Genomic DNA, 21635 nt, shown 5'->3' with positions numbered 1-21635 from the left:
CTCCTATTACGTACGATTATTTAAGATATGGCATAGCAAGCATAAGGGCTGCCAAAGATTTACTATCCTTAATTTGTTCAGCCTTAATGGCCTCTAATAATTCAAGTAATGTAAAATACTCAAGTTCTACATATTCATCGGGATCCCAATTAGTTTCACCCATAGTAAGATCTTTTGCTAAATATAAATGTAGCACTTCATTACAAAAACCAGGACTTGTGGCAATAGTACCTAATGGAATCCATTGGTTGGCACGATATCCTGTTTCCTCTGCTAACTCACGTTTAGCACAAGTTAGAGGCTCTTCATTCGGGTCTAGTTTACCTGCTGGAATTTCAAGTAAAGGCTGTTGTAGAGCATAACGGAACTGGCGTTCCATTACAATTTTATTATCTTCCGTAACAACTACAATTGCTGTCGCACCAGGATGATGAACCACCTCACGCCACGCTTCATTGCCATTTACATCTGCTATATCATAGGTAACTTTAATTAACTTACCGTCAAACTTCATTTCGCTAGATTTTTGTATCTCTTTGCTAATTGCCATAATAGCCTCCTTGTTGTTTATACATAATATGATACCACAGAGGAAAATAAATATATATCACTCAATATCTATAACATCATCATATTAAATTTTCACTACGACCAAAAAAGCCGCCCAACGTCAGTTAAGCGGCTTTCACCATTCTATTCAGAATCGTATGTAGTTTACATAGTTCCAGTGCTGCCTATACCACCTGTTCGTACGCCTGTTGCATCATCATCGTTAGTGATAAGGTATTTAGAGAAAATGCCTTGGGCTACGCGTTCGCCTTTTTCAAGGGAAATGGTTTCTTTACCATAATTGAGTAGAGCGATCATGATATGACCTTCGTTGTCCTCATTGTTATAGTAATCACTGTCGATGATACCTGTGCTGTTTACAAGTGCTAGATGGCGTTTAATGGCCATGCTAGAACGGATATGGATAGCAAGGTATTCATCGTATGCCATAAAAGCTTTAATGCCTGTTGGCACTAATACGACTTGGCCTGGTTCTAATGTAACAGCTTCAGCGCATTCAATATCATAGCCTGCGCTTTCTGTTGTTTTACGTGTTGGTAAATTGATATCTTGTTCTTCAAAAGCAGAAACTACTTCAAAGCCACGAATATCCATGTAACACCTCTTATTTTAAACAATCTTTACGAGATAAGTTTACACGGCCTTGTTTATCGATTTCGATAACCTTTACCATGATCTCATCACCTACATTTACAACGTCTTCTACATTTTCAACCCGTTCTTTCGCAAGTTTGGAAATATGTACAAGACCTTCTTTACCTGGTAATACCTCTACAAAAGCACCGAACGCCATTAGACGTGTTACTTTACCAAGGTATACTTCCCCTACTTCAACTTCTTTAGTAAGGTTTTCAATAATTTGTTGTGCTTTGGCAGCACCTTCTTGATCTACAGAAGAGATGAATACTGTACCATCATCTTCGATGTCGATTTTTGCACCAGTTTCATCAATGATGCCACGAATTACTTTACCGCCAGAACCAATTACGTCACGGATTTTATCTGGATCAATTTTCATGGTAATAATACGTGGCGCATATTGAGACATTTGTTGACGAGGTTCAGCAATGGTATCTAGCATGATGCCTATGATGTGCATGCGACCTTTATGAGCTTGTTCCAATGCTTCGTGAAGGATTTCACGGGACAAACCGGAAATTTTAATATCCATTTGAATAGCTGTTACACCTTTAGCTGTACCAGCAACTTTAAAGTCCATATCGCCAAGAGCATCTTCCATGCCTTGAATATCTGTTAAGATTGTGTAGTGTTCACCTTGAGTTACAAGACCCATGGCAATACCAGCTACAGGAGCCTTAATAGGTACCCCAGCGTCCATCAAGGACAATGTGGAACCACATACGGAAGCCATGGAGCTAGAACCATTGGATTCTAATACTTCAGATACTAAACGCAATGCATATGGGAAGTCTGCTTCGCTAGGAATTACAGGAACTAAAGCACGTTCAGCCAAAGCACCATGACCAATTTCACGACGACCTGGACCGCGAGAGGAACGAGTTTCGCCTACGGAGAAGGATGGGAAATTATAGTGGTGAATATAGCGTTTTTCTGTTTCTAAACCAATGCCGTCAATAGTTTGTGTTTCGGACAATGGTGCTACAGTAGCTACGTTCAATACTTGAGTTTGACCACGTGTAAATAAACCAGACCCATGTGTACGAGGCAATACACCTGTACGGCAAGAGATTGGACGAACTTCATCAAGTTTACGACCATCTGGACGAATTTTTTCAACAGTGATCATGTGACGAACGATTTCCTTCGTCATAGCATCAAATGCTTTATTTACATCCGCTAAGTTATCTGGATAGATTTCCGCGAAATGGGCCAATACATCTTCACGTACTTCAGTTTCTTGTGCATCCCGTTGTTGTTTATCTGCACAACGAACTGCTGCATCAAGTTTGTCATGACCATAAGCACGAACGGCATCAGCGATTTCAGTAGGAACGTCTTTACTTTCAAATACACGTTTTTCCTTACCTACTTTTGCAGTCATATCTTCTTGGAAGGCTACGATTTTTTTGATTTCTTCGTGAGCTGTCATGATAACTTCAAGAATGATATCTTCTGGAACTTCTTCAGCACCACCTTCAACCATGAGGATAGCGTCTTTAGTACCAGCTACTACGATGTTGAGGTCTGTTTCTTCTAATTGAGCTTTAGTTGGATTTACAACGAACTCACCATTGATACGACCCATGCGAACGCCTGCGATAGGACCATTCCAAGGTACATCAGAAATAGATAATGCTGCAGAAGCACCAATCATGCCACATACTGCTGGATCGCAGTCTTGATCCACAGACATAACTGTTGCTACTACGTGTACTTCATTACGTACACCTTTATCAAATAATGGACGAATAGGACGGTCTATCAAACGGCTATTCAAGATGGCAGACTCAGGTGGACGTGCTTCACGTTTAATAAAGCCACCTGGTAGACGACCAACAGCGTACATTTTTTCTTCATAGTCTACTGTAAGTGGGAAGAAATCGATATCCTTCGCCTCTTTAGAACCTGTAGCGGTAACGAGTACACGAGTATCGCCATAACCAACCATTACAGCACCGCCAGCTTGTTTTGCAAGTTCCCCAGTCTCAATCGTAAGCGTACGACCAGCTAGGTCCATTTGGAATTGTTCCATTCCTATTCCTCCTAAAAATCTTGTTATATGTATACCTTCTTATTATATATCATCAGTAAAAAATAAGCTATTTTTTCACTTCATAAAAGCAACGAGCACAATAAAAAAGCCGTCCAATAGGACGGCTAATTTTATTATTTACGAAGACCAAGACGTTCGATAAGGGAACGGTAACGTTCGATATCTTTACGACGAAGGTAGTCAAGCATGTTACGGCGTTGACCAACTAATTTCAACAAACCACGACGGGAATGATGGTCTTTTTTGTGCTCTTTCAAGTGTTCAGTTAAGTATGTGATGCGGCTTGTCAAAATCGCAACTTGTACTTCTGGAGAACCAGTGTCACCTTCATGAGTAGCGTATTCTTTAATGACTGCTAATTTAGCTTCTGTAGTTAACATTAATGTTACCTCCTAAAAAATAATAATCCCGATAAGCTTAAGTAACCGTTGGAGATTCGAATACTTCGCTTACGATATGTCTTACGACCTAATTTAGTATACAGTATCTACCTTATCTTGTAAAGGAAAATTACAGTACATAAACAAAAGAGGGCTTATGCCCTCTTCTATTATTTTGCACCAAGTACCATGCGGTCGCTCAATGCATTTTCCCCAGCCACTTCGAACTTTTGAAGTAAATCAGCAACTGTTAGTTTTTTCTTTTCTTCTCCTCTTACATCATAGATGATACGACCGGAGTCCATCATGATGAGGCGATTACCAAAGCGCAATGCATCGCGCATGTTGTGAGTAATCATGAGAGTTGTTAAGTTATGTTCTGCTACAAGTTTATCTGTTAATTGCAAAACATTTTCTGCAGTCTTAGGGTCAAGAGCCGCCGTATGTTCGTCCAATAATAAAAGGTCTGGACGAAGCATAGTAGCCATCAATAATGTGATGGATTGACGTTGACCACCAGATAATAGACCCATACGAGCCGATAAGCGATCTTCAAGACCTAAACCTAATAATGCAAGGCGTTCTTTGAAGAATGCTTGTTCGCTATCTTTGAAAGCCCATTTAAGACCTAAGCTTTTACCACGACGCATAGCGAGAATCAAGTTTTCCTCGATTTGCATGTTACCTGCAGTACCTACCATAGGATCTTGGAATACACGGCCAATATATTTAGCACGTTTATATTCAGGCATTTTTGTTACATCAATATCATTAATTGTAATAGAACCTTCATCTACTGGAAATACGCCAGCGATGGAGTTTAGTAATGTACTTTTACCAGCCCCATTACCACCGATTACAGTACAAAAGTCCCCTTCTTCTAAGCGAAGATCGATACCTTGTAAGGCAGTCTTTTCATTGATTGTGCCCTTAAAGAAGGTTTTTACCATATTTTTTACTTCTAACATAGCGTCCTCCTTAGCGAGCCAACCATTTTGCTTTCAATGTAGGCAAAGAAAGCGCGATGGCAACAAGAATGGCAGTGAATAATTTCAAATCGTTTGGTGGCATACCCATGTAGAGTACAGTAGCAATAACGATACGATATACGATGGAACCTAGTACTACGGCGATGAGACTGCGTACGAAGGATTTCGTACCGAACACAACTTCACCAATGATTACAGAAGCCAAACCGATAACGATGGTACCGATACCCATACCTACGTCGGCAAAGCCTTGGAATTGACCAATAAGAGCGCCAGACATACCAACAAAACCATTAGAAATCAAAAGACCTAGAACGATCATGTTGTCAGTATTTACACCTTGAGCGCGAATCATTTGAGGATTAACGCCTGTTGCACGTAATGCTGTGCCAATTTCAGTACCAAAGAACCAGAATAACAATAAGCATACTACAACAGCTACGATAACACCTACAATAGCCGCAGACCACATATTGGGTGTATGAAGTACGCTACCAAGAATTGTATAAATTGTATCCATACGAAGCAAGGATACATTAGCTTTCCCCATAATATGAAGATTAATGGAGTATAAAGCAATCATTGTTAAGATACCGGCTAACAATGCAGGAATCTTTAATTTTGTATGAATCCAACCTGTCACAGCACCTGCCGCCATACCACCAATGCCGGCAATAAAGATAGAAAGAATTGGGTTCATACCACTAGTAATTAAAATTGCAGAAATGGCTGCCCCCATTGGAAACGTACCTTCTACTGTTAAGTCAGCCACATCTAATACACGGAAGGTAATGAAAACACCAACCGCTAACAAAGACCATAAAAGGCCTGTTGTTATGGTGCCTACCACTAAATCTAACATCAAAATCTCCTCTATTGTTTCATGTCTTTACGAAGTTCTTCAGGAATTGTGATACCAAGTTTTTTTGCACGTTCCTCGTTAACAGTTAACTTAATATCTTTTTGTGTTTCAATAGGTAAATCAGAAATTTTAGCTTCACCAGAAAGAATCTTAGCAGCCATTAAACCAGTTTGATAGCCTAATTTATAGTAGTCCACAGAATATGTTGCTACACCACCAGTCATTGTCATACCTTCATCGGCAGCAAATACTGGAATTTTTGCAGCATCTGTGATTTGTGCTAAGTTAGCCATAGCAGATGCCAATACATTATCTGTTGGTGTATAGATAGCTTGTACATCTTGGTTAACAAGATTTGTAGCTGCTTGTTGGATATCATTTACGTTGGAAACAGTTGCTTCTACAACAGTGATACCTTTACTAGCTGCATAAGCTTTCATTTTCTCAACTTGTAATTGGGAGTTGATTTCAGAGGATGTATAAATAGCACCAATACGTTTTACATTTGGTACTAATGCCATAATAAGATCAACCTCTTTTTCAACTGGTGTCATATCAGACGTACCAGACACGTTACCACCTGGGCGTTCATTGGATTGAACGAGTTTAGCTGTTACGTAATCTGTAATGGCTGTACCCATGATTGGAATATCATGAGTTGCATTTGCCATAGTTTGTGCTGCTGGCGTTGCTATAGCTAATACTAAATCTTTTTTATCAGATACGAAACGTTGGGCAATACTGTTCAAGTTAGATTGGTCACCTTGAGCATTTTGTTGATCTATCTTAATATTTTGACCATCTTTAAAGCCTTTAGATGCAAGACCATCAACAAAGCCCTTATTAGCAGCATCAAGGGATGGATGTTCTACTAATTGAATAACGCCAATTTTCTTTTGGTCATTAGTTGCCGTATTAGAACCACAACCAGCTACCATTGCCATAATAGTGACGGCACTAAGTGCCACTGCAATACTTTTTTTCCAATTCATATGTAACTCCTTACCAGTTATGTGTTAAATCATAGTTGCTTTGTTCATCAAATCCTCTGGTAAGGTGATGCCCAATTTTTCTAATTTATCTTTATTCACAACTAATTTAAATTCTTTTTGCATTTCGATAGGCATATCTTCAACTTTAGCTTCGCCAGTTAAAATTTTTGCTGCCATCAAACCTGTTTGGTATCCAAGTTTGTAGTAATCTACAGACAAAGACATGAGAGCACCACCTTTTACGTGGTTGTCTTCACCGCCAAATACAGGAATTTTTGCTGGGTCGGTAATAGCTACCAGATTGCTCATAGCAGAAGCTACAACATTATCTGTCGGCACATATATAGCATCTACACGTTGAGATACAAGGTTTTGAGCCGCTTGTTGAATATCGTTTACGTTGGAAACCGTAACCTCTTCAACTTTAATGCCTTTTTTAGCTGCGTAAGCTTTCATCTTCTCTACTTGAATTTGAGAGTTTACTTCACTAGAGCTATAAATAGTACCGATTGTTTTTACATTCGGTATTACTTGTAAAATTAAGTCAACTTGTTGCTCTACTGGGTTCATATCGGATGTACCAGATACATTACCACCAGGTTTTTGATTAGATTTAACCAGTTTAGCTGCTTCGTAATCTGTAATCGCAGTACCCAAGATTGGAATATCATGAGTTGCATTCGCCATAGATTGCGCTGCTGGTGTGGCAATAGCTAAAATTAAGTTTTTACGATCAGATACGAACCGCTGCGCAATACTATTCAAGTTAGATTGATCAGCTTGTGCGTTTTGTTGGTCAAAAGCAATTTTATCAGCTAGTCCCTTTTCTTTAAGAGCATCAACAAAACCTTTGTTTGCCGCATCTAGTGCAGGATGTTCAACGAGTTGTACTACGCCAACTTTGTATTCACCATTCGATGTAGTTCCATTTGAGCCACAGCCTGTAAAAGCTAATAAAGCTGCCGCCGTGAGCGCTAGGGCAATACTTTTTTTCAAGTTCATGGGGATTTCCTTCCTATCTGCAATGACTATAATACTTCTATTATAAACAAATTTATCTACTACATCAATGTAGCAGAGTAAAGTATTTTACATTTTAATTATGTGTAAAACACAAAAAAGACAAGAAATCCAACTATTTTTCTAAAGATGCTAGCATATCCTCTGTCAAATCATTGGCTGCAAGAATATAGTCTTTAAGAGTGCCTTTATCGAGAGCTACCTTCATAACAGGTACTTCAAATGGATCCAGAAGAACACACATTAAAATTTCACCCGTCATATAATAACCTACTACAGCTTCCCCTTCATCTTTATCTAAGGTTTCTCGCTTTACTGTTACGCAGTATGGTTTCATAACTGCAGCAGCCGCCTCAGCTACCTGTTCACGATTTGCAATATATTCTTCAGCTTTTGTTTCAGGAATATCAAAGATATCGACCTTTACAGTCTTAACCTCAGTTGCCTCTCCCTTTGCAGCCTCAATAGCTGCGCCTAATTCAGTTTGATTCATATATACCTCACATAGAATGGACTTTCACCATTGGTGAAAGCCCTATTACACTAGATTGTTTCATCAGCTGCATTTAAGAATGCAACGTAACATTGTTTTGCCTCGTAAATATCGGCTTTAGAAGTGACCTCCCAAGGAGCATGCATACTAAGAACAGCTACACCACAGTCGATAACATTCATACCATAAAGTGCCATGATGTACGCAATCGTACCGCCACCACCGAGGTCTACCTTACCAAGCTCTGCCGTTTGATACGTTACATTATTGGACTCCATAATACGACGGATAAAGCCCATGTACTCAGCATTGGCATCATTAGAGCCAGCTTTACCACGCGAGCCTGTAAATTTATTAAATACTACGCCCATACCAAGGTACGAAGCATTTTTCTTTTCATACGCAGATGCATAGAGTGGATCGTAGCCAGCGCTAACATCGGAAGATAACATGCGAGATTTTTCTAATGTACGACGAACGCTAACAGAATTAGGTTTACCCATGAGTGTTAGAATTTCAGCTACTGCATTTTCAAAGAAACGTGATTGCATGCCTGTAGCACCTACAGAACCAATTTCCTCTTTATCGACCAGTAAGCAACAAGTAGTACGTTTTACATTATCTACTTCAAGCATAGCAACTAAGGATGTATACGCACATACGCGGTCATCTTGGCCATATGCTAGTACCATAGAGCGGTCAAAGCCCATATCACGAGCCTTGCCTGCTGGTACAATTTCAAGCTCTGCAGATAACAAGTCACGCTCAACAAAGCCATATTCTTTTTCAAGAAGGTAATTAATGAATTTAGAAACCCCTTCTTTTTCCTCATCTTTTACTGGACGGCTACCAATAAGTAAATCAAGAGCTTCCCCTTCGATTACTTTAGCTGCATTCTTTTGCATTTGTTCTTGGCCTAAATGAGGCAACAAGTCTGTAATACAGAATACAGGATCAGTTTCTTTATCGCCAATATTAATATTGATACGAGTTCCATCTGTTTTTACCACAACACCATGAATGGCAAGTGGCATGGCTACCCAGTGATATTTCTTAATACCACCGTAGTAATGGGTATCCCAGAATAAAAGGTTACTATCTTCGTATTGAGGATTTTGTTTTACATCAATACGAGGAGAGTCGATATGAGCACCTAAAATGTTCATACCTAATTCGATGTCATCTGTACCGATATTAAACAGAGCAATAGACTTATCCATATAGGTATAATAAATCTTATCCCCCGCCTTAATGGGCGTATTTTTTTTAATGATATCTGTTAGATTTACATAGCCTTTTGCCTCTGCAAATTCTACGGCCTGTACTACGCATTCTCGTTCTGTTTTACCATTATCTAAGAACTGACGATATGTGTCACTTAAGGCATAAACCTTGTCTATAGTAGCATCGTCATAATTATGCCATGCATATTTACGTTCCATAATCTATCCTTTCTGAAAGCTCACAATCTAGCACTTATGAAAGTCTAGATGTGAACAACAATTAATAAAATTATTTTTGGTGGTCCTTTTCAAGTTCCACCCGGCGAAATTCCAAATACTTTCGCTCTTTCTCTCGATTTATTTCAGACTTCTGAGTATATAGAGAACGAATTTCGTCCGTACAATGGGTTAGAACCTTTGTAACGTAAAATTTAGTACTACCGGACTTAATCGTATATTTTCCAACTTTAAGTTGTACTGCAAAATCGCCATGTTTCGGGCAAAAGCCAATAGCGAGATGCTTGTCCCCTTGTAATCGTTCTGGCCTAATCATTTCTAAACGAGTCTGACAATAGGGGCAGAAGGATAAACGTACACGTCTATCGTGAACGATACGCTTCTTCTCAGGGAAGTTTTCATACATAAAAAATGTCAAAATCGGTGGATATAAGAAAGGATTGTTACTTTCCTTTCGAATTTGGTCATAATGCAAGATTCCTTGTGGTATATCTAGCTTCTGACATATACGAGCCGTAAATACGGCATCATGCAAAGCGTTGTGAGCAGACAAATGCTCCGTCGATATATTTAAATCCTCCATAGCATGTGCTACAGAATACTGCTGATTTGTACCATGTCGTTGATAGGCATAAATCATTTGTGCATCTACCCATTGATCATACGATAAGGCTTTCATCTTATGGAGCATAAGATTTTCTCTTAAGATAAGAATATCATCAGACCCCCAAGACAGTAGCATATATTCATCACCACACCAGTTTTGAAAGTGCTGCATAGCCGTCTTAAAGGGCACACCGTGGTCGAGCTCTCTAGAGGTTATCCCCGTCAGCTCTCGTACATGTTTATGCATCCGTGGCAAATATTGAGGTTTAATGAACATCGTAAAATGGTCTACGATGTCCATCTTGTCATTTAGTTTTACCGCTCCGATTTGAATGATTTCACCAGTCAACGGCATTTTAGTACGCTTCATAAAGCTGATGTCATTGCTATACGGTTGATTCCACTCCAAATCAAATACTATATAATTCATAGGCTTTTATTTCGATTCTGAAAGCAACGTTTCCGCCGCTTTAATAACCTGTTCTTCAGAAATTACAGATAAACCTTTGTAATTTCCTTCTTTAATAATCTTCTTCATGCTTTTACCAACCTCATAGGAGTCCATCGTTTCAAGAACGATAGCATGAGCTTGGTACGGACCATAAAAGAATGGATTTGATGGTCCATAAAGTGCCACAATTGGCACCTTTTGACTGATTCCTACATGCATAGGACCAGAGTCATTTGTAATCAATAAATTACAGCGGCTCATAGCAGCCGCCAATGGTCCTAACTGGAATTTTCCAGTAGCAACAATCGGTTTCGTTTCCATTTGTTCCACTACAGGTTGCACCATTTCAAGATCCATAGGGCCACCAAAGAACACTGTCTTATACCCTAAACGACCGAAATGATCGGCTACATGGGCAAATCGTTCAGCAGGCCATCGTTTCTCAGGAACAGCACTACCAATGTTAAAACCGATGAGCGTATCACCATCGGTTAATCCATGACTAGCATAGAAATCTTGAGTCTCACGGCGCCAGGCTTCACAAGTTTCAATGTGTAAGCCAGAGTTAGAAGTATCGGTTACACCTAATTTCTCGAGTACATTGATGTACATATCTGCAGCGTGGCGAGTTTTACGATCTAAACGAGTATACTTTGTCATAAACGGTCTAAACAAAAAATGACTCATACCAGTCGTAATGGGCGCATGAATCTTCCATGCTAAATAGGACGTACGTTCATTGGGATGTAAATTGATAACAATATCAGGTTTACCCTTTGCATTAATCTCACGAGCTACCTCATTGAGTCCAGCAATACTATTATGACGCCCCTTTTTATCTACAACGATAAGTTCATCAATATTTGGATTATATTGCATCACTTGTTGCAGTTTTTCATCTATTACATATGTAATATGGCTATGTGGAGCAGCTTTACGTAGCACCTCTAGAAATGGAGTCGTTAAAATAACATCACCCAAGTGCATGAGAAAAGTGACCACAATGCGCTTATAATCTAGTTCCATTATAGTTCCTTTCCAAGTACTTGTTCATACACAGACCATACTGCATCTACAGGGATTTGAGCCATACAATCTGGATCATCTACCAGAGGTTGCTCAGGTGTAGCCTTCGAAGTTGGTGAAATAATGAGATGTACATGACTACCACCATATGGACCAGTCCGCTTAGGAGACGTAGTGCCAAACATGGCAATCAATGGTCGCTTCAAGGCATTAGCAATATGTAATGGTCCCGTATCAGCACTAATAAATATTTGACAGTGACGAATCAATTCAATGAGTTCTGGCATTGATGTAGATCCCACTAAATTCACGAGATTCTTGTGCTTCACATAGTTTTCTATGAAAGCCCCCTTTTCGGCATCATCAGGAGCACCAGCAATAACGACCTTTTTACCAGATTCACATAACCGAATACAAAGTTCTCCAAAATTAAGAAGCGGCCACTCCTTAACAATCCAACGAGCTCCTGGTACAACTACTACATATTCATCTTCAACACCATGAGATTGTAACTTATGTTTAACAGACTTCTCCGCCTCAACATAAGCAGGCATAGGAAACTCTACACTTTCTACATCGCCCCCTAGAGCGCGTACGGTATCGAGGTATCGTTCGATGACATGATCGTATTTATGTTCACCAACGAGTGCTTTATTGACTAAATTACTACCTTCACGAAGTTCCCAATACCCATATTTTTCTGGAGCCCCAGATAATAAGGATACAATGGCACTTTTAGCAATACATTGAAGGTCCAAGGTCATATCAAAATGACGACTATGTAAATCCTTACGCAATTGATATAAGTATGCAGGCTTTTTAAGTTGTTTCTTGTCGATGATAATCACATCATCAATCCAAGGTGTACCTGGTAAGAGGCTAGCGAATTGCTCATGAATGGCCCATGTAATACGAGCATTAGGCCAATTTTTACGCACAGCATACAAGGTAGGCAATGCATGAATTACATCGCCTAATGAGCTCATCTTTATGATGAGTATATTCTTGTAGTCTTTCATATAGCCTCCCAAATACAACACAACAGCATAACAAACTTATCATTGCTTTTAATTAGATTTAAAAATAAAGAGAATACAATCTAAATAGTAGATTATTAGATAAGTAGATTAGTATATTCGTAGATTAAATAATAATTTTGATAATAGATTAAATGATAGTTTTCATAAAATCTAAAAGATTAGTACCTGTAAATAGATAGCCCTTTACTCCTGCTGCCTCAGCTGCATCAACATCACGTTGACTATCTCCAATTAGGAAACTCTTTGTCGCATCGACATTATAATCCTTAATGGCTTGCTTGATCATACCAGGCTTAGGCTTTCTACACTCACAATCAACTGAATAAATAGGTACAGAGCCGTCTTTATGATGAGGGCAATAATAGAAGTGTAAAACAGGTGCCCCACTGCGGTCTAGTTCATGGGCCATATGGTCATGAAGAATTTGTACATCAGACTCTTTATAATAACCACGGGCCACACCGCTTTGATTAGTCACTACAATGAGGTCATACCCTTTACTATAAGCATAAGCTAAGGCCTCTTTTGCACCCTCTACCCACTCTAAATCACTAATTTTATATAAATAACTAACGTCTTTATTAATAACGCCATCGCGATCTAAAAATAACACCTTGCGCATTAACGTAAATATCCTTCGTTATTATCTAATAGTTCACAATATTCTTTAACGGCATCTTCCATTTTGTGGAACCCTTTATCATAGCCAGCAGCCAATAATTTTGTAGTGTCAGCCTCTGTAAAGCTTTGGTATTTGCCTTTTAGTACTTCTGGGAATGGGATATATTCAATTTTGCCCCTGCCGTTATAATCGATAACAGCTTGCATGAATTGGTTAAAGCTATGAGCATTACCAGTACCGCAGTTAAAAGTACCAGAAATTTCTGGATGCTCCCAAAAATAGAAGTTTACATTAACTACGTCTTTTACATAAATAAAGTCACGAGTTTGACCGCCATCTTCGTAGCCATCTGTACCTTCAAAGAGATTGATAACACCAGTTTCTTTATTTTTGTAGAACATTTGACGTACCAACGAAGCCATTTTATCTTTATGTGCTTCGTTAGGACCGTATACGTTAAAGTAACGCAAACCTACTACTTGAGCAGTATATTCACCTTCATACTTACGTACATAACGGTCGAACAACAACTTAGAGTACGCATATGGGTTAAGAGCTTCTTCAGCTTCTGGTTTTTCTACAAAACCATTTCTACCATTACCATAGGTAGATGCAGAGGACGCATAGATAAATGGAATGCGACGGTCTTGGCAATAATGGAATAGATTTTTAGAACCTTCATAGTTGTTCTTCATCATGTATTTGCCATTATATTCCATTGTGTCAGCACAAGCACCTTCATGGAATACAACTTCAATAGGGCCAACATCGAACGTACCGTCAGCGATAGCGCAATCAAAATCATCACAATCGATGTAATCTAAAAATTCTAGATTTTGAATATTGCGAATTTTACGACCATCTGTAAGATCATCTACGATAATAATATCTGTACGACCACGGTCATTTAGTGCTTTCACAATATTACTGCCGATAAAACCAGCACCACCTGTTACGATAATCATAATTTACCCTCCTTAGCCATAGTGGCTATTTTCCCTACAATATCAGATGTAGAATAGCCTTCTTTAAATGAAAGCACCTCTACATTGTCAACGGACTCTCGTCCGATAATATCTTCAATCTTATAATCGCCGCCCTTAACAAGCGTATTAGGGCGTAAGTACGCTAATAACTCAGCAGGAGTATCCTCTTCAAATAATACAACCCCATCAACACACTGCAAAGCACTCAATAAAGCTGCTCGATCCTCGTCACTAACGATAGGACGAGTTTCGCCTTTAAGACGTTTAACAGATGCATCTGAATTCAAACCAATGATGAGATGGTCTCCAAGCTGTGCAGCCTCTTGTAAGTACGTAATATGTCCACGATGAAGAATGTCAAAACAACCATTGGTGAATACTACAGTTTCACCCTTGCTTTGCCATTGTGTTACAAGCTGTTTCATCTCTTCTTTTGTATATAAAGGTTTAGATTGAACACTATGCTTATAAGAATGCCATAAATCCAATAATTCAGAACGATGGATTGGATATGTACCAACCTTAGATACAACAATACCAGCAGCACCATTAGCAATATGCAAGGCTAAGCGCATAGATAAGCCACTAGCAAGACAAGTCATCATCATAGAAACAACAGTATCCCCTGCACCACTCACATCGAAGACCTCTTGTTGAGTAGCCGGATTATGCCACGTGCGACCATTCTTTGCGATAACCGTAATCCCTTTCGCAGAACGAGTAGCCACAATATACTCTAAATCAACTTCAGCGAGTATCGACTTAGCGGCCTCAACGATGGTAGCATCATAATTTTCTAATTTACGGCCCACACATTCTCCAAGCTCTTTTACATTTGGAGTAATGCAGGTCGCACCATTATATTTAGACCAATCAGCTCCTTTTGGGTCAACGATAGTTTGTACACTATATTCCTTAGCTAAGCTAAAGATTCTCTTCAATAATGTAGGAGTACAAACACCTTTACCATAGTCAGATACGACAATACCGTCAATACCAGACTTACATAGATTTTCAAGCCAAGTAGCTAGTTGTTCCTCTTCCTCACTTGTTAAGTCTGAAATCGTTTCAAAATCAAGACGCATCATTTGCTGACGATCACCTAAGATACGCATCTTTGTAATGGTAGAACGGTCATCACTTGTAATTAAACCAGATGTATCAATTTTGTCAGCATCAAGTAAATGTTGCAATAGGCGACCATGGTCATCATTACCAGCAAGTGCACCGAGATATACCTTACAATCTAAATTAGACAAGTTAGATGCAACGTTTCCAGCCCCACCAAGAACCTCTTTCATGTTTGACACTCGGTTAACAGGAACCGGTGCTTCTGGAGAAATACGACTTACATCACCAAAAACATAACGATCTACCATCACATCGCCAACAACGGCAATCTTCAAGTTTGGCAGTTGCTTTGTTAAAAACTGATTAATGGTAGTATTTATCATAATCCACCTATTCCTTACCCCATTACATATGTGCTTGATTAAAATGAGAATTTAATTGCCACACCATGTATGTATCACGTATCACGTATCACGTATAATCAAAAGGTTAATAATCCTCTTCAATAAGTTCGCACATAATGTGCCCAGCCAAAATATGCATTTCTTGAATGCGAGCCGTTACATTACTTGGAATTGCTAATGTAATGTCACATAATTCGGCTAATTTGCCGCCGCCTTCACCGGTGAAAGCAATGGTATGCATACCAATAGAACGAGCCATTTCAGCTGCTTTCACAACATTTCTAGAATTACCAGAAGTAGAAATACCGATGAGTACATCACCAGTACGACCTAACCCCTCTACTTGGCGAGCAAAGACAGCATCAAAATCATAATCATTTGCAATCGCTGTCAATGCAGAGGTGTCAGTAGTTAAAGCTACAGCTGCAAAAGAACGACGTTCTTTTTTAAAGCGACCAATTAATTCTGCTGCTAAATGTTGAGAATCCGCTGCAGAACCACCATTACCACAGAATAAAATTTTATTACCATTATCAAGAGCAGCCTTACAGCGATAAGCAATCTCTTGGATGGTATCCATATGCTCCATCGTCTTACCGAACACTTCAAGATGCTCGGTGAAACGATCCGCAATGATTGGATTTAAATCAGTCATTATAAAATCTCCTTTAGAAGTCTATCTGCATTTTTCCAGAACAATTTTTCACACTGCGCTACAGATAAACCTGCCTCTTTAAATGCATCATAAAGGCGATACATTTCAGAAGCATCTTTAATTTCTGTATTCGGCTTAATACCATCAAAGTCGGTTCCTAATGCAACTACATCTTCTCCACCTTTATTGATAAGGTATAAGCCGTGTTTTACAATATCTTCTATGCGACTAATGGGAGATGACCCCAAGAAGGACTGAGCAAAATTAAGTCCAATGACTCCACCCTTATTGGCGATAAGTTTAATTAAGTTATCAGGTAAGTTTCTAGTATGAGCAGTAACTTCGCGCGCATTAGAATGAGATGCTACAAAAGGTACGTCTAAGATGTCACCTAATTGTTCTGTACCAGCATCGTTAAGATGAGAGCAGTCCACGATTATTCCTAAATCTTGCATAGCTTCAATAAACTCAATACCTTTAGGTGTTAATCTTTTATGTTGCTCACCACAGTGAGGTTCACCCAAACCATTTGGATAGTTCCAAGTAAGCGTTATCAGTCTAACCCCATAATGATAAGCTTGTTTAAGTTTATCTAAGTCGCCGCCTAGCACGCCACCTTCCTCGATAGACATAAGGGCACCAATCTTACCAGATTCGTACACTGACTCTATATCTTGATAAGAGAGCACATGCTGTATGTGCTCTCCATAGAGATGAATTTGTGTGGTACATAAGTTACGCATCTCTTCATAACGACCATAAGGATCATTCGTCTCACCAAGATTGATAAAGAGTGCAAAATCTTGTACCTTACTGTGAGCTTTTTGTAATTTCTCAATATCGATTTTCCAAGTGTTCCGATATAAATCACCACTATTGGGATGATCGAGTAATTGCATTATCGTATCGCAATGTAAATCTATCATAAAGCCTCACTGTGTAGTAACATCAACTAATTACGTTTTGGTTTTTTAGCATCTAGTTTTTTTAACGCTTTAAGTTCTTCCATGAAACTATCAATATTATCGAACTTACGATATACACTGGCAAATCGAACATACGCAACTTGGTCAATATCCTTCAATTGTTGTAATACGAGTTCCCCAATGCGATCCGTTGTAACCTCTTGGTTGATTTCGTTGCGAATATCGCGCTCTACATCATTAACGACTTGTTCCATTACGGACATAGGCACCGTACGTTTATCACAAGAGCGCAATAAACCATTTAATAATTTACCACGATCAAATAATTCACGGCGTCCATTCTTCTTCAATACCATAAGAGGTACTTCTTCTATAATTTCATAGGTAGTAAAGCGACGGCCACAATTGATACATTCGCGGCGACGGCGAATACTATTACCTTCATCCGTAGTTCTAGAGTCTGTCACCTTCGTGTCTGTGTGTTGGCAATAAGGACATCTCATCTGTTACTACTCCTTTTCTACTAATCACTCTGAAACAGCGCATAATACGCCCATTTTCTCTACTATATATAGTACCATGAAACCCTTTAAAATACAAAGAATCCCTAGGATTTCCTAGGGATTCTTCCATTATTCTTCAGTTTTTCATTTTATGAAACACTTTTGAAATAATATTTTTATGTTTCTAGCTTATAAAACTATCGTTTAGGAGCATCTTGAATGCGAAGCAAGCAGTCACCAGACTCGATACGGCTACCTTCACGTACAAGAATTTCTTCTACGATACCATCTATCGGAGCTGTAATTGTTGTTTCCATTTTCATCGCTTCTGTAACGATCAATGGCTCACCTTTAGCTACAGATTGACCATTCTTAACGAGAATCTTAACAACAGAGCCAGACAACGTTGCACCGATTTCACCAGGGTTAGATTCATCAGCTTTGCGACGAACAACACCAGTAGTCTTAGCATGTTTATCATGAACCTTGATACCACGAGGTTGACCATTGAACTCGAACAATACGATACGATTACCATCTTCATCTGGTTCAGAGAAGCCGTTCATTTTGATAATAAGTGTTTTACCTTTTTCAATAGTTACTTGGATTTCTTCGCCCCGTTTCATACCGAAGAAGAATGTTGGAGTATCTAATACGGATACATCACCAAAATCATTTACAAATTTATTGTAATCTTGGTAAACCTTAGGATATAAGCAGTATGCACTGATATCTTCGTCAGTTGTTTGGGCACCCATTTCACTTAATTCATGACGAATATGTTCAAAGTCTGTTGGAGGTAATACTGCACCAGGACGAACGTTGATTGGTTTAGCGCCTTTCAAGATAATTTTTTGTAACTCTTCAGGGAAACCTTGGTATGGAGTGCCAAGACGACCTTCAAAGAACTCAACTACGGATTGAGGGAAGTCTAATACATCGCCTTTTTCGTAAATATCCTTTTCAGTCAAGTTATTTTGTACCATGTACAATGTCATATCGCCTACAACTTTAGAGGATGGTGTTACTTTGATGATATCACCAAACATCATATTTACTTGGTGGTACATTTTCTTGATATCAGCCCAACGATCGCCAAGGCCTACCATCTTAGCTTGTTGTTGCAAGTTGGAATATTGACCGCCTGGCATTTCGTGTTGATATACTTCGGTATTAGGATATGCTTCTGCTTTATCTACGCCTTTGTAGTATGGACGAATGCTACCAAAGTAACGAGACATTTCTTCCATGTAGTCGATATTCATTTCAGGTTGACGTTCATGACCAGATAAAGCATAGTACATGGAATTCATGCTAGGTTGAGATGTACCATTTGCAAATGCAGAGTATGCTAAGTCGATAACGTCTACACCAGCATCTACAGCACGCCCATAGGAATAGATAGCATTACCAGAACCTTCATGAGTATGCAAGTGAATTGGTACAGTTACAGCATCTTTTAATGCAGACACAAGATTATAAGCTGCTTGAGGTTTTAAAAGACCAGCCATATCTTTAATAGCAATGATATTGGCACCCGCTTTTTCAAGCTCTTTAGCCATTTTTACATAGTAATCTAGATTGTATTTAGGACGACTACTATCTAGAATATCACCTGTATAACATAACGCCACTTCAGCGATTTTGTTTTGTGCACGTACTTCATCGATAGCTACATGCATATTATCAAGACTATTTAAACTATCAAATACACGGAATACGTCAATACCATTAGCAGCAGCTCGTTGGATAAATTGACGAACTACATTATCTGGATAAGATGTATAACCTACTGCATTGGCACCACGAAGAAGCATTTGAAGTAATGTGTTAGGCACTTCACGACGGAACATGCGTAACCGTTCCCATGGATCTTCATGTAAGAAACGATAGGATACGTCAAAGGTTGCACCGCCCCAACATTCTAAGGAGAATAAATTAGGTACACCTTTTGCAGCATGACCAGCTACTCGAGCCATATCAATTGTACGCAAACGTGTAGCAAATAAGGATTGGTGAGCATCACGCCATGTTGTATCAGTAAAGAATACTTGTTTTTGATCAGATAACCATTTACTGAAGCCTTCTGGGCCTAATTCATCAAATTTTTGTTTTGTACCCGCTACCGGAGATACATCTAAATTTGATGGCATTTGAATTGGTTCAAAATCAGGTACCTCTTGAGGACCTGCTCCAGAGTAACCATTGATTGTTATATCTGCAATGTATCGCAACAATTTAGTACCACGGTCACGATCTGGTTTCAATTCGAACAATTCAGGATGTTCTTCAATGAAGTTTACGTTATAAGAACCTCTTTGGAATTCAGGATGTTCCAATACATTAATCAAGAAGTGAATATTTGTTTTTACACCACGAATGCGGAACTCTTTCAAGCAACGAAGCATTTTACGAATTGTTTCTTCATTGTTAGGACCGAATGCAGTAGCTTTTACAAGCAAGGAATCATAGTAAGGTGTTACTACGGCACCGGTGAAAGCATTACCTGAGTCAAGACGGATGCCAAAACCACCAGAACTACGGTAAGCCAAGATTTTACCTGTATCAGGCATGAAGTTATTCTTAGGATCTTCTGATGTGATACGACATTGAATAGCAGTACCTTTACAAGGAATTTGATCTTGCTCAGGAATACCTACCTCTGGGCTATGTAAATTATAACCTTCAGCAATTCTAATTTGAGCGTGAACAATGTCGATGTCTGTAATCATTTCTGTTACAGTATGTTCTACTTGAATACGAGGGTTAACTTCGATGAAGTAGAAGTTACCGTCAGCTGTTACCAAGAACTCTACAGTACCGGCATTAACGTATTCAACATTTTTCATGATTTTAACAGCAGCATCACATACAGCTTTACGAGTTTCCAAAGGTAATGCAAATGCTGGTGCCATTTCAACTACTTTTTGATGACGACGTTGAATGGAACAGTCACGTTCATATAAATGTACTACATTGCCATGTTCGTCACCCAAAATTTGAACTTCAATATGTTTAGGCTCTACAATAAGTTTTTCTACATATACATCTTCATCGCCAAAGGCAGCTTTTGCTTCAGATTTAGCGCGATCATATGCATCACGAAGGTCTTCTTTACGATGAACTTCACGCATACCACGGCCACCGCCACCATTAACGGCTTTAATCATCAATGGAAAGCCATGTGTATTGGCGAATTCTTCTAATTGAGCATAATCTTTTAATGCTCCATCAGAACCAGGAATCATTGGGATTTGTGCTAATTTCGCTTGCTCACGAGCATTAACTTTATCGCCAAACATGTGCAAATGTTTGATTTTTGGACCGATAAAGATAATACCTTCCTCTTCGCATCGACGAGCAAAGCCTTCATTTTCAGATAAGAAACCATAACCAGGATGGATAGCATCAATGTCATGTTCTTTTGCAATTCGGATGATATCTTCAATGTCGAGATATGCTTCAACTGGTTTTTTACCTTCCCCTACGAGGTAGGCTTCGTCAGCTTGGTTGCGGTGCAAAGATAATGTATCCTCTTTGGAGTAAATGGCTACAGTTTTAATACCCATTTCATTACATGCACGGAACACGCGGATCGCGATTTCACCACGGTTGGCAACCAATACGGATTTAATTTTTCTCATGTATTGCCTCCTACTAGCTCTCACAAATGTGAACTATCAGCTTTCAAATTTATTGATATATGAATATTTCCTATACTTATAGACAAAATAATATTTTCGGATAGCTTATCAAAATTTATGATAAGTTTTATATTCATAATAACATATTACTATTATACAATATTTTCATTATATTTAAAGGATTATATCAATTATGAAAGTATAAAATATAATTTTTACTGTTCATTACAAAAAATCATA

General features: G+C 38.9%; 20 protein-coding genes. All 20 read right to left on the bottom strand.

The genetic code is table 11. The features are described 5' to 3' along the window. Nucleotides 1-16: 16 nt before the first annotated feature. Entirely contained in the window at nucleotides 17-550 is a 534-nt protein-coding gene (locus RWZ05_RS00810) for an NUDIX hydrolase (protein WP_314641126.1), read from the bottom strand. A gap of 164 nt (nucleotides 551-714) precedes the next feature. Then, nucleotides 715-1164, bottom strand: coding sequence for a dUTP diphosphatase (gene dut / locus RWZ05_RS00805; protein ID WP_314641124.1), 450 nt, complete (start codon nucleotides 1162-1164; stop codon nucleotides 715-717). Nucleotides 1165-1174: 10 nt separating this feature from the next. Beyond that, nucleotides 1175-3244: a polyribonucleotide nucleotidyltransferase gene (locus tag RWZ05_RS00800; RefSeq protein WP_314641123.1), complete on the bottom strand. Its 2070-nt coding sequence runs from the start codon at nucleotides 3242-3244 to the stop codon at nucleotides 1175-1177. A 134-nt stretch (nucleotides 3245-3378) separates the two neighbouring features. Continuing rightward, nucleotides 3379-3645, bottom strand: coding sequence for a 30S ribosomal protein S15 (rpsO, locus tag RWZ05_RS00795; protein ID WP_005379030.1), 267 nt, complete (start codon nucleotides 3643-3645; stop codon nucleotides 3379-3381). A 170-nt stretch (nucleotides 3646-3815) separates the two neighbouring features. Next, nucleotides 3816-4613 (bottom strand): ABC transporter ATP-binding protein, encoded by a 798-nt coding sequence (locus RWZ05_RS00790; protein ID WP_314641121.1) that lies wholly within the window; start codon nucleotides 4611-4613, stop codon nucleotides 3816-3818. 10 nt (nucleotides 4614-4623) lie between these two features. Then, a complete protein-coding gene (locus RWZ05_RS00785; protein WP_314641118.1) occupies nucleotides 4624-5496 on the bottom strand; it encodes an ABC transporter permease subunit in 873 nt (290 codons plus the stop codon). Between the two features lie 11 nt (nucleotides 5497-5507). Then, nucleotides 5508-6488 carry an ABC transporter substrate-binding protein gene (locus tag RWZ05_RS00780; RefSeq protein WP_314641117.1) on the bottom strand — a complete coding sequence of 327 codons (981 nt, stop codon included), beginning with the start codon at nucleotides 6486-6488 and terminating at the stop codon, nucleotides 5508-5510. A 24-nt stretch (nucleotides 6489-6512) separates the two neighbouring features. Further along, nucleotides 6513-7490 carry an ABC transporter substrate-binding protein gene (locus RWZ05_RS00775; protein ID WP_314641116.1) on the bottom strand — a complete coding sequence of 326 codons (978 nt, stop codon included), beginning with the start codon at nucleotides 7488-7490 and terminating at the stop codon, nucleotides 6513-6515. A 133-nt stretch (nucleotides 7491-7623) separates the two neighbouring features. Beyond that, the gene (locus RWZ05_RS00770; RefSeq protein WP_314641114.1) at nucleotides 7624-8001 is read right to left on the bottom strand and encodes a hypothetical protein; all 378 of its coding nucleotides are present in this window, start codon (nucleotides 7999-8001) and stop codon (nucleotides 7624-7626) included. Between the two features lie 50 nt (nucleotides 8002-8051). Further along, nucleotides 8052-9443: an aminopeptidase gene (locus RWZ05_RS00765; protein ID WP_314641112.1), complete on the bottom strand. Its 1392-nt coding sequence runs from the start codon at nucleotides 9441-9443 to the stop codon at nucleotides 8052-8054. Nucleotides 9444-9513: 70 nt separating this feature from the next. Next, on the bottom strand, nucleotides 9514-10497 hold the full coding sequence (locus RWZ05_RS00760; RefSeq protein ID WP_314641109.1) for a 3'-5' exonuclease: 984 nt from the start codon (nucleotides 10495-10497) through the stop codon (nucleotides 9514-9516). Between the two features lie 6 nt (nucleotides 10498-10503). Continuing rightward, nucleotides 10504-11544: a glycosyltransferase family 9 protein gene (locus RWZ05_RS00755; RefSeq protein WP_314641107.1), complete on the bottom strand. Its 1041-nt coding sequence runs from the start codon at nucleotides 11542-11544 to the stop codon at nucleotides 10504-10506. Continuing rightward, nucleotides 11544-12563, bottom strand: coding sequence for a glycosyltransferase family 9 protein (locus RWZ05_RS00750; protein WP_314641106.1), 1020 nt, complete (start codon nucleotides 12561-12563; stop codon nucleotides 11544-11546). Before RWZ05_RS00750 ends, RWZ05_RS00755 begins: the two co-directional genes overlap by 1 nt. Before the next feature lie 148 nt (nucleotides 12564-12711). Further along, nucleotides 12712-13206: an HAD family hydrolase gene (locus RWZ05_RS00745; RefSeq protein ID WP_314641104.1), complete on the bottom strand. Its 495-nt coding sequence runs from the start codon at nucleotides 13204-13206 to the stop codon at nucleotides 12712-12714. Next, the gene (rfaD, locus tag RWZ05_RS00740) at nucleotides 13206-14171 is read right to left on the bottom strand and encodes an ADP-glyceromanno-heptose 6-epimerase (protein WP_314641102.1); all 966 of its coding nucleotides are present in this window, start codon (nucleotides 14169-14171) and stop codon (nucleotides 13206-13208) included. Before rfaD ends, RWZ05_RS00745 begins: the two co-directional genes overlap by 1 nt. After that, a complete protein-coding gene (gene rfaE1, locus RWZ05_RS00735; RefSeq protein ID WP_314641100.1) occupies nucleotides 14168-15646 on the bottom strand; it encodes a D-glycero-beta-D-manno-heptose-7-phosphate kinase in 1479 nt (492 codons plus the stop codon). Before rfaE1 ends, rfaD begins: the two co-directional genes overlap by 4 nt. A 106-nt stretch (nucleotides 15647-15752) precedes the next feature. Next, a complete protein-coding gene (gene gmhA / locus RWZ05_RS00730; RefSeq protein ID WP_314641098.1) occupies nucleotides 15753-16322 on the bottom strand; it encodes a D-sedoheptulose 7-phosphate isomerase in 570 nt (189 codons plus the stop codon). After that, on the bottom strand, nucleotides 16322-17248 hold the full coding sequence (locus RWZ05_RS00725) for a membrane dipeptidase (protein ID WP_314641095.1): 927 nt from the start codon (nucleotides 17246-17248) through the stop codon (nucleotides 16322-16324). Before RWZ05_RS00725 ends, gmhA begins: the two co-directional genes overlap by 1 nt. 26 nt (nucleotides 17249-17274) lie before the next feature. Then, the gene (gene nrdR, locus RWZ05_RS00720; protein WP_024065834.1) at nucleotides 17275-17751 is read right to left on the bottom strand and encodes a transcriptional regulator NrdR; all 477 of its coding nucleotides are present in this window, start codon (nucleotides 17749-17751) and stop codon (nucleotides 17275-17277) included. A gap of 197 nt (nucleotides 17752-17948) precedes the next feature. Beyond that, a complete protein-coding gene (locus tag RWZ05_RS00715; RefSeq protein WP_314641093.1) occupies nucleotides 17949-21395 on the bottom strand; it encodes a pyruvate carboxylase in 3447 nt (1148 codons plus the stop codon). Nucleotides 21396-21635 lie beyond the last annotated feature (240 nt).

The sequence above is a fragment of the uncultured Veillonella sp. genome, assembly GCF_963543145.1.
Classification (GTDB): domain Bacteria; phylum Bacillota; class Negativicutes; order Veillonellales; family Veillonellaceae; genus Veillonella.
The sequence above is the reverse complement of the archived record's forward strand: the minus strand, read 5'-3'. Positions and strand labels throughout refer to the sequence as shown.

What these genes read in the sequence shown, in the direction of transcription:
- RWZ05_RS00775 (WP_314641116.1), bottom strand. Translation starts at nt 7,490, where the DNA reads ATGAACTTGAAAAAAAGTATTGCCCTAGCGCTCACGGCGGCAGCTTTA.
- dut (WP_314641124.1), bottom strand. Translation starts at nt 1,164, where the DNA reads ATGGATATTCGTGGCTTTGAAGTAGTTTCTGCTTTTGAAGAACAAGAT.
- RWZ05_RS00785 (WP_314641118.1), bottom strand. Translation starts at nt 5,496, where the DNA reads ATGTTAGATTTAGTGGTAGGCACCATAACAACAGGCCTTTTATGGTCT.
- rpsO (WP_005379030.1), bottom strand. Translation starts at nt 3,645, where the DNA reads ATGTTAACTACAGAAGCTAAATTAGCAGTCATTAAAGAATACGCTACT.
- RWZ05_RS00765 (WP_314641112.1), bottom strand. Translation starts at nt 9,443, where the DNA reads ATGGAACGTAAATATGCATGGCATAATTATGACGATGCTACTATAGAC.
- RWZ05_RS00755 (WP_314641107.1), bottom strand. Translation starts at nt 11,544, where the DNA reads ATGGAACTAGATTATAAGCGCATTGTGGTCACTTTTCTCATGCACTTG.
- RWZ05_RS00745 (WP_314641104.1), bottom strand. Translation starts at nt 13,206, where the DNA reads ATGCGCAAGGTGTTATTTTTAGATCGCGATGGCGTTATTAATAAAGAC.
- RWZ05_RS00780 (WP_314641117.1), bottom strand. Translation starts at nt 6,488, where the DNA reads ATGAATTGGAAAAAAAGTATTGCAGTGGCACTTAGTGCCGTCACTATT.
- RWZ05_RS00790 (WP_314641121.1), bottom strand. Translation starts at nt 4,613, where the DNA reads ATGTTAGAAGTAAAAAATATGGTAAAAACCTTCTTTAAGGGCACAATC.
- RWZ05_RS00760 (WP_314641109.1), bottom strand. Translation starts at nt 10,497, where the DNA reads ATGAATTATATAGTATTTGATTTGGAGTGGAATCAACCGTATAGCAAT.
- RWZ05_RS00810 (WP_314641126.1), bottom strand. Translation starts at nt 550, where the DNA reads ATGGCAATTAGCAAAGAGATACAAAAATCTAGCGAAATGAAGTTTGAC.
- RWZ05_RS00800 (WP_314641123.1), bottom strand. Translation starts at nt 3,244, where the DNA reads ATGGAACAATTCCAAATGGACCTAGCTGGTCGTACGCTTACGATTGAG.
- RWZ05_RS00715 (WP_314641093.1), bottom strand. Translation starts at nt 21,395, where the DNA reads ATGAGAAAAATTAAATCCGTATTGGTTGCCAACCGTGGTGAAATCGCG.
- RWZ05_RS00725 (WP_314641095.1), bottom strand. Translation starts at nt 17,248, where the DNA reads ATGATAGATTTACATTGCGATACGATAATGCAATTACTCGATCATCCC.
- rfaE1 (WP_314641100.1), bottom strand. Translation starts at nt 15,646, where the DNA reads ATGATAAATACTACCATTAATCAGTTTTTAACAAAGCAACTGCCAAAC.
- gmhA (WP_314641098.1), bottom strand. Translation starts at nt 16,322, where the DNA reads ATGACTGATTTAAATCCAATCATTGCGGATCGTTTCACCGAGCATCTT.
- RWZ05_RS00770 (WP_314641114.1), bottom strand. Translation starts at nt 8,001, where the DNA reads ATGAATCAAACTGAATTAGGCGCAGCTATTGAGGCTGCAAAGGGAGAG.
- rfaD (WP_314641102.1), bottom strand. Translation starts at nt 14,171, where the DNA reads ATGATTATCGTAACAGGTGGTGCTGGTTTTATCGGCAGTAATATTGTG.
- nrdR (WP_024065834.1), bottom strand. Translation starts at nt 17,751, where the DNA reads ATGAGATGTCCTTATTGCCAACACACAGACACGAAGGTGACAGACTCT.
- RWZ05_RS00750 (WP_314641106.1), bottom strand. Translation starts at nt 12,563, where the DNA reads ATGAAAGACTACAAGAATATACTCATCATAAAGATGAGCTCATTAGGC.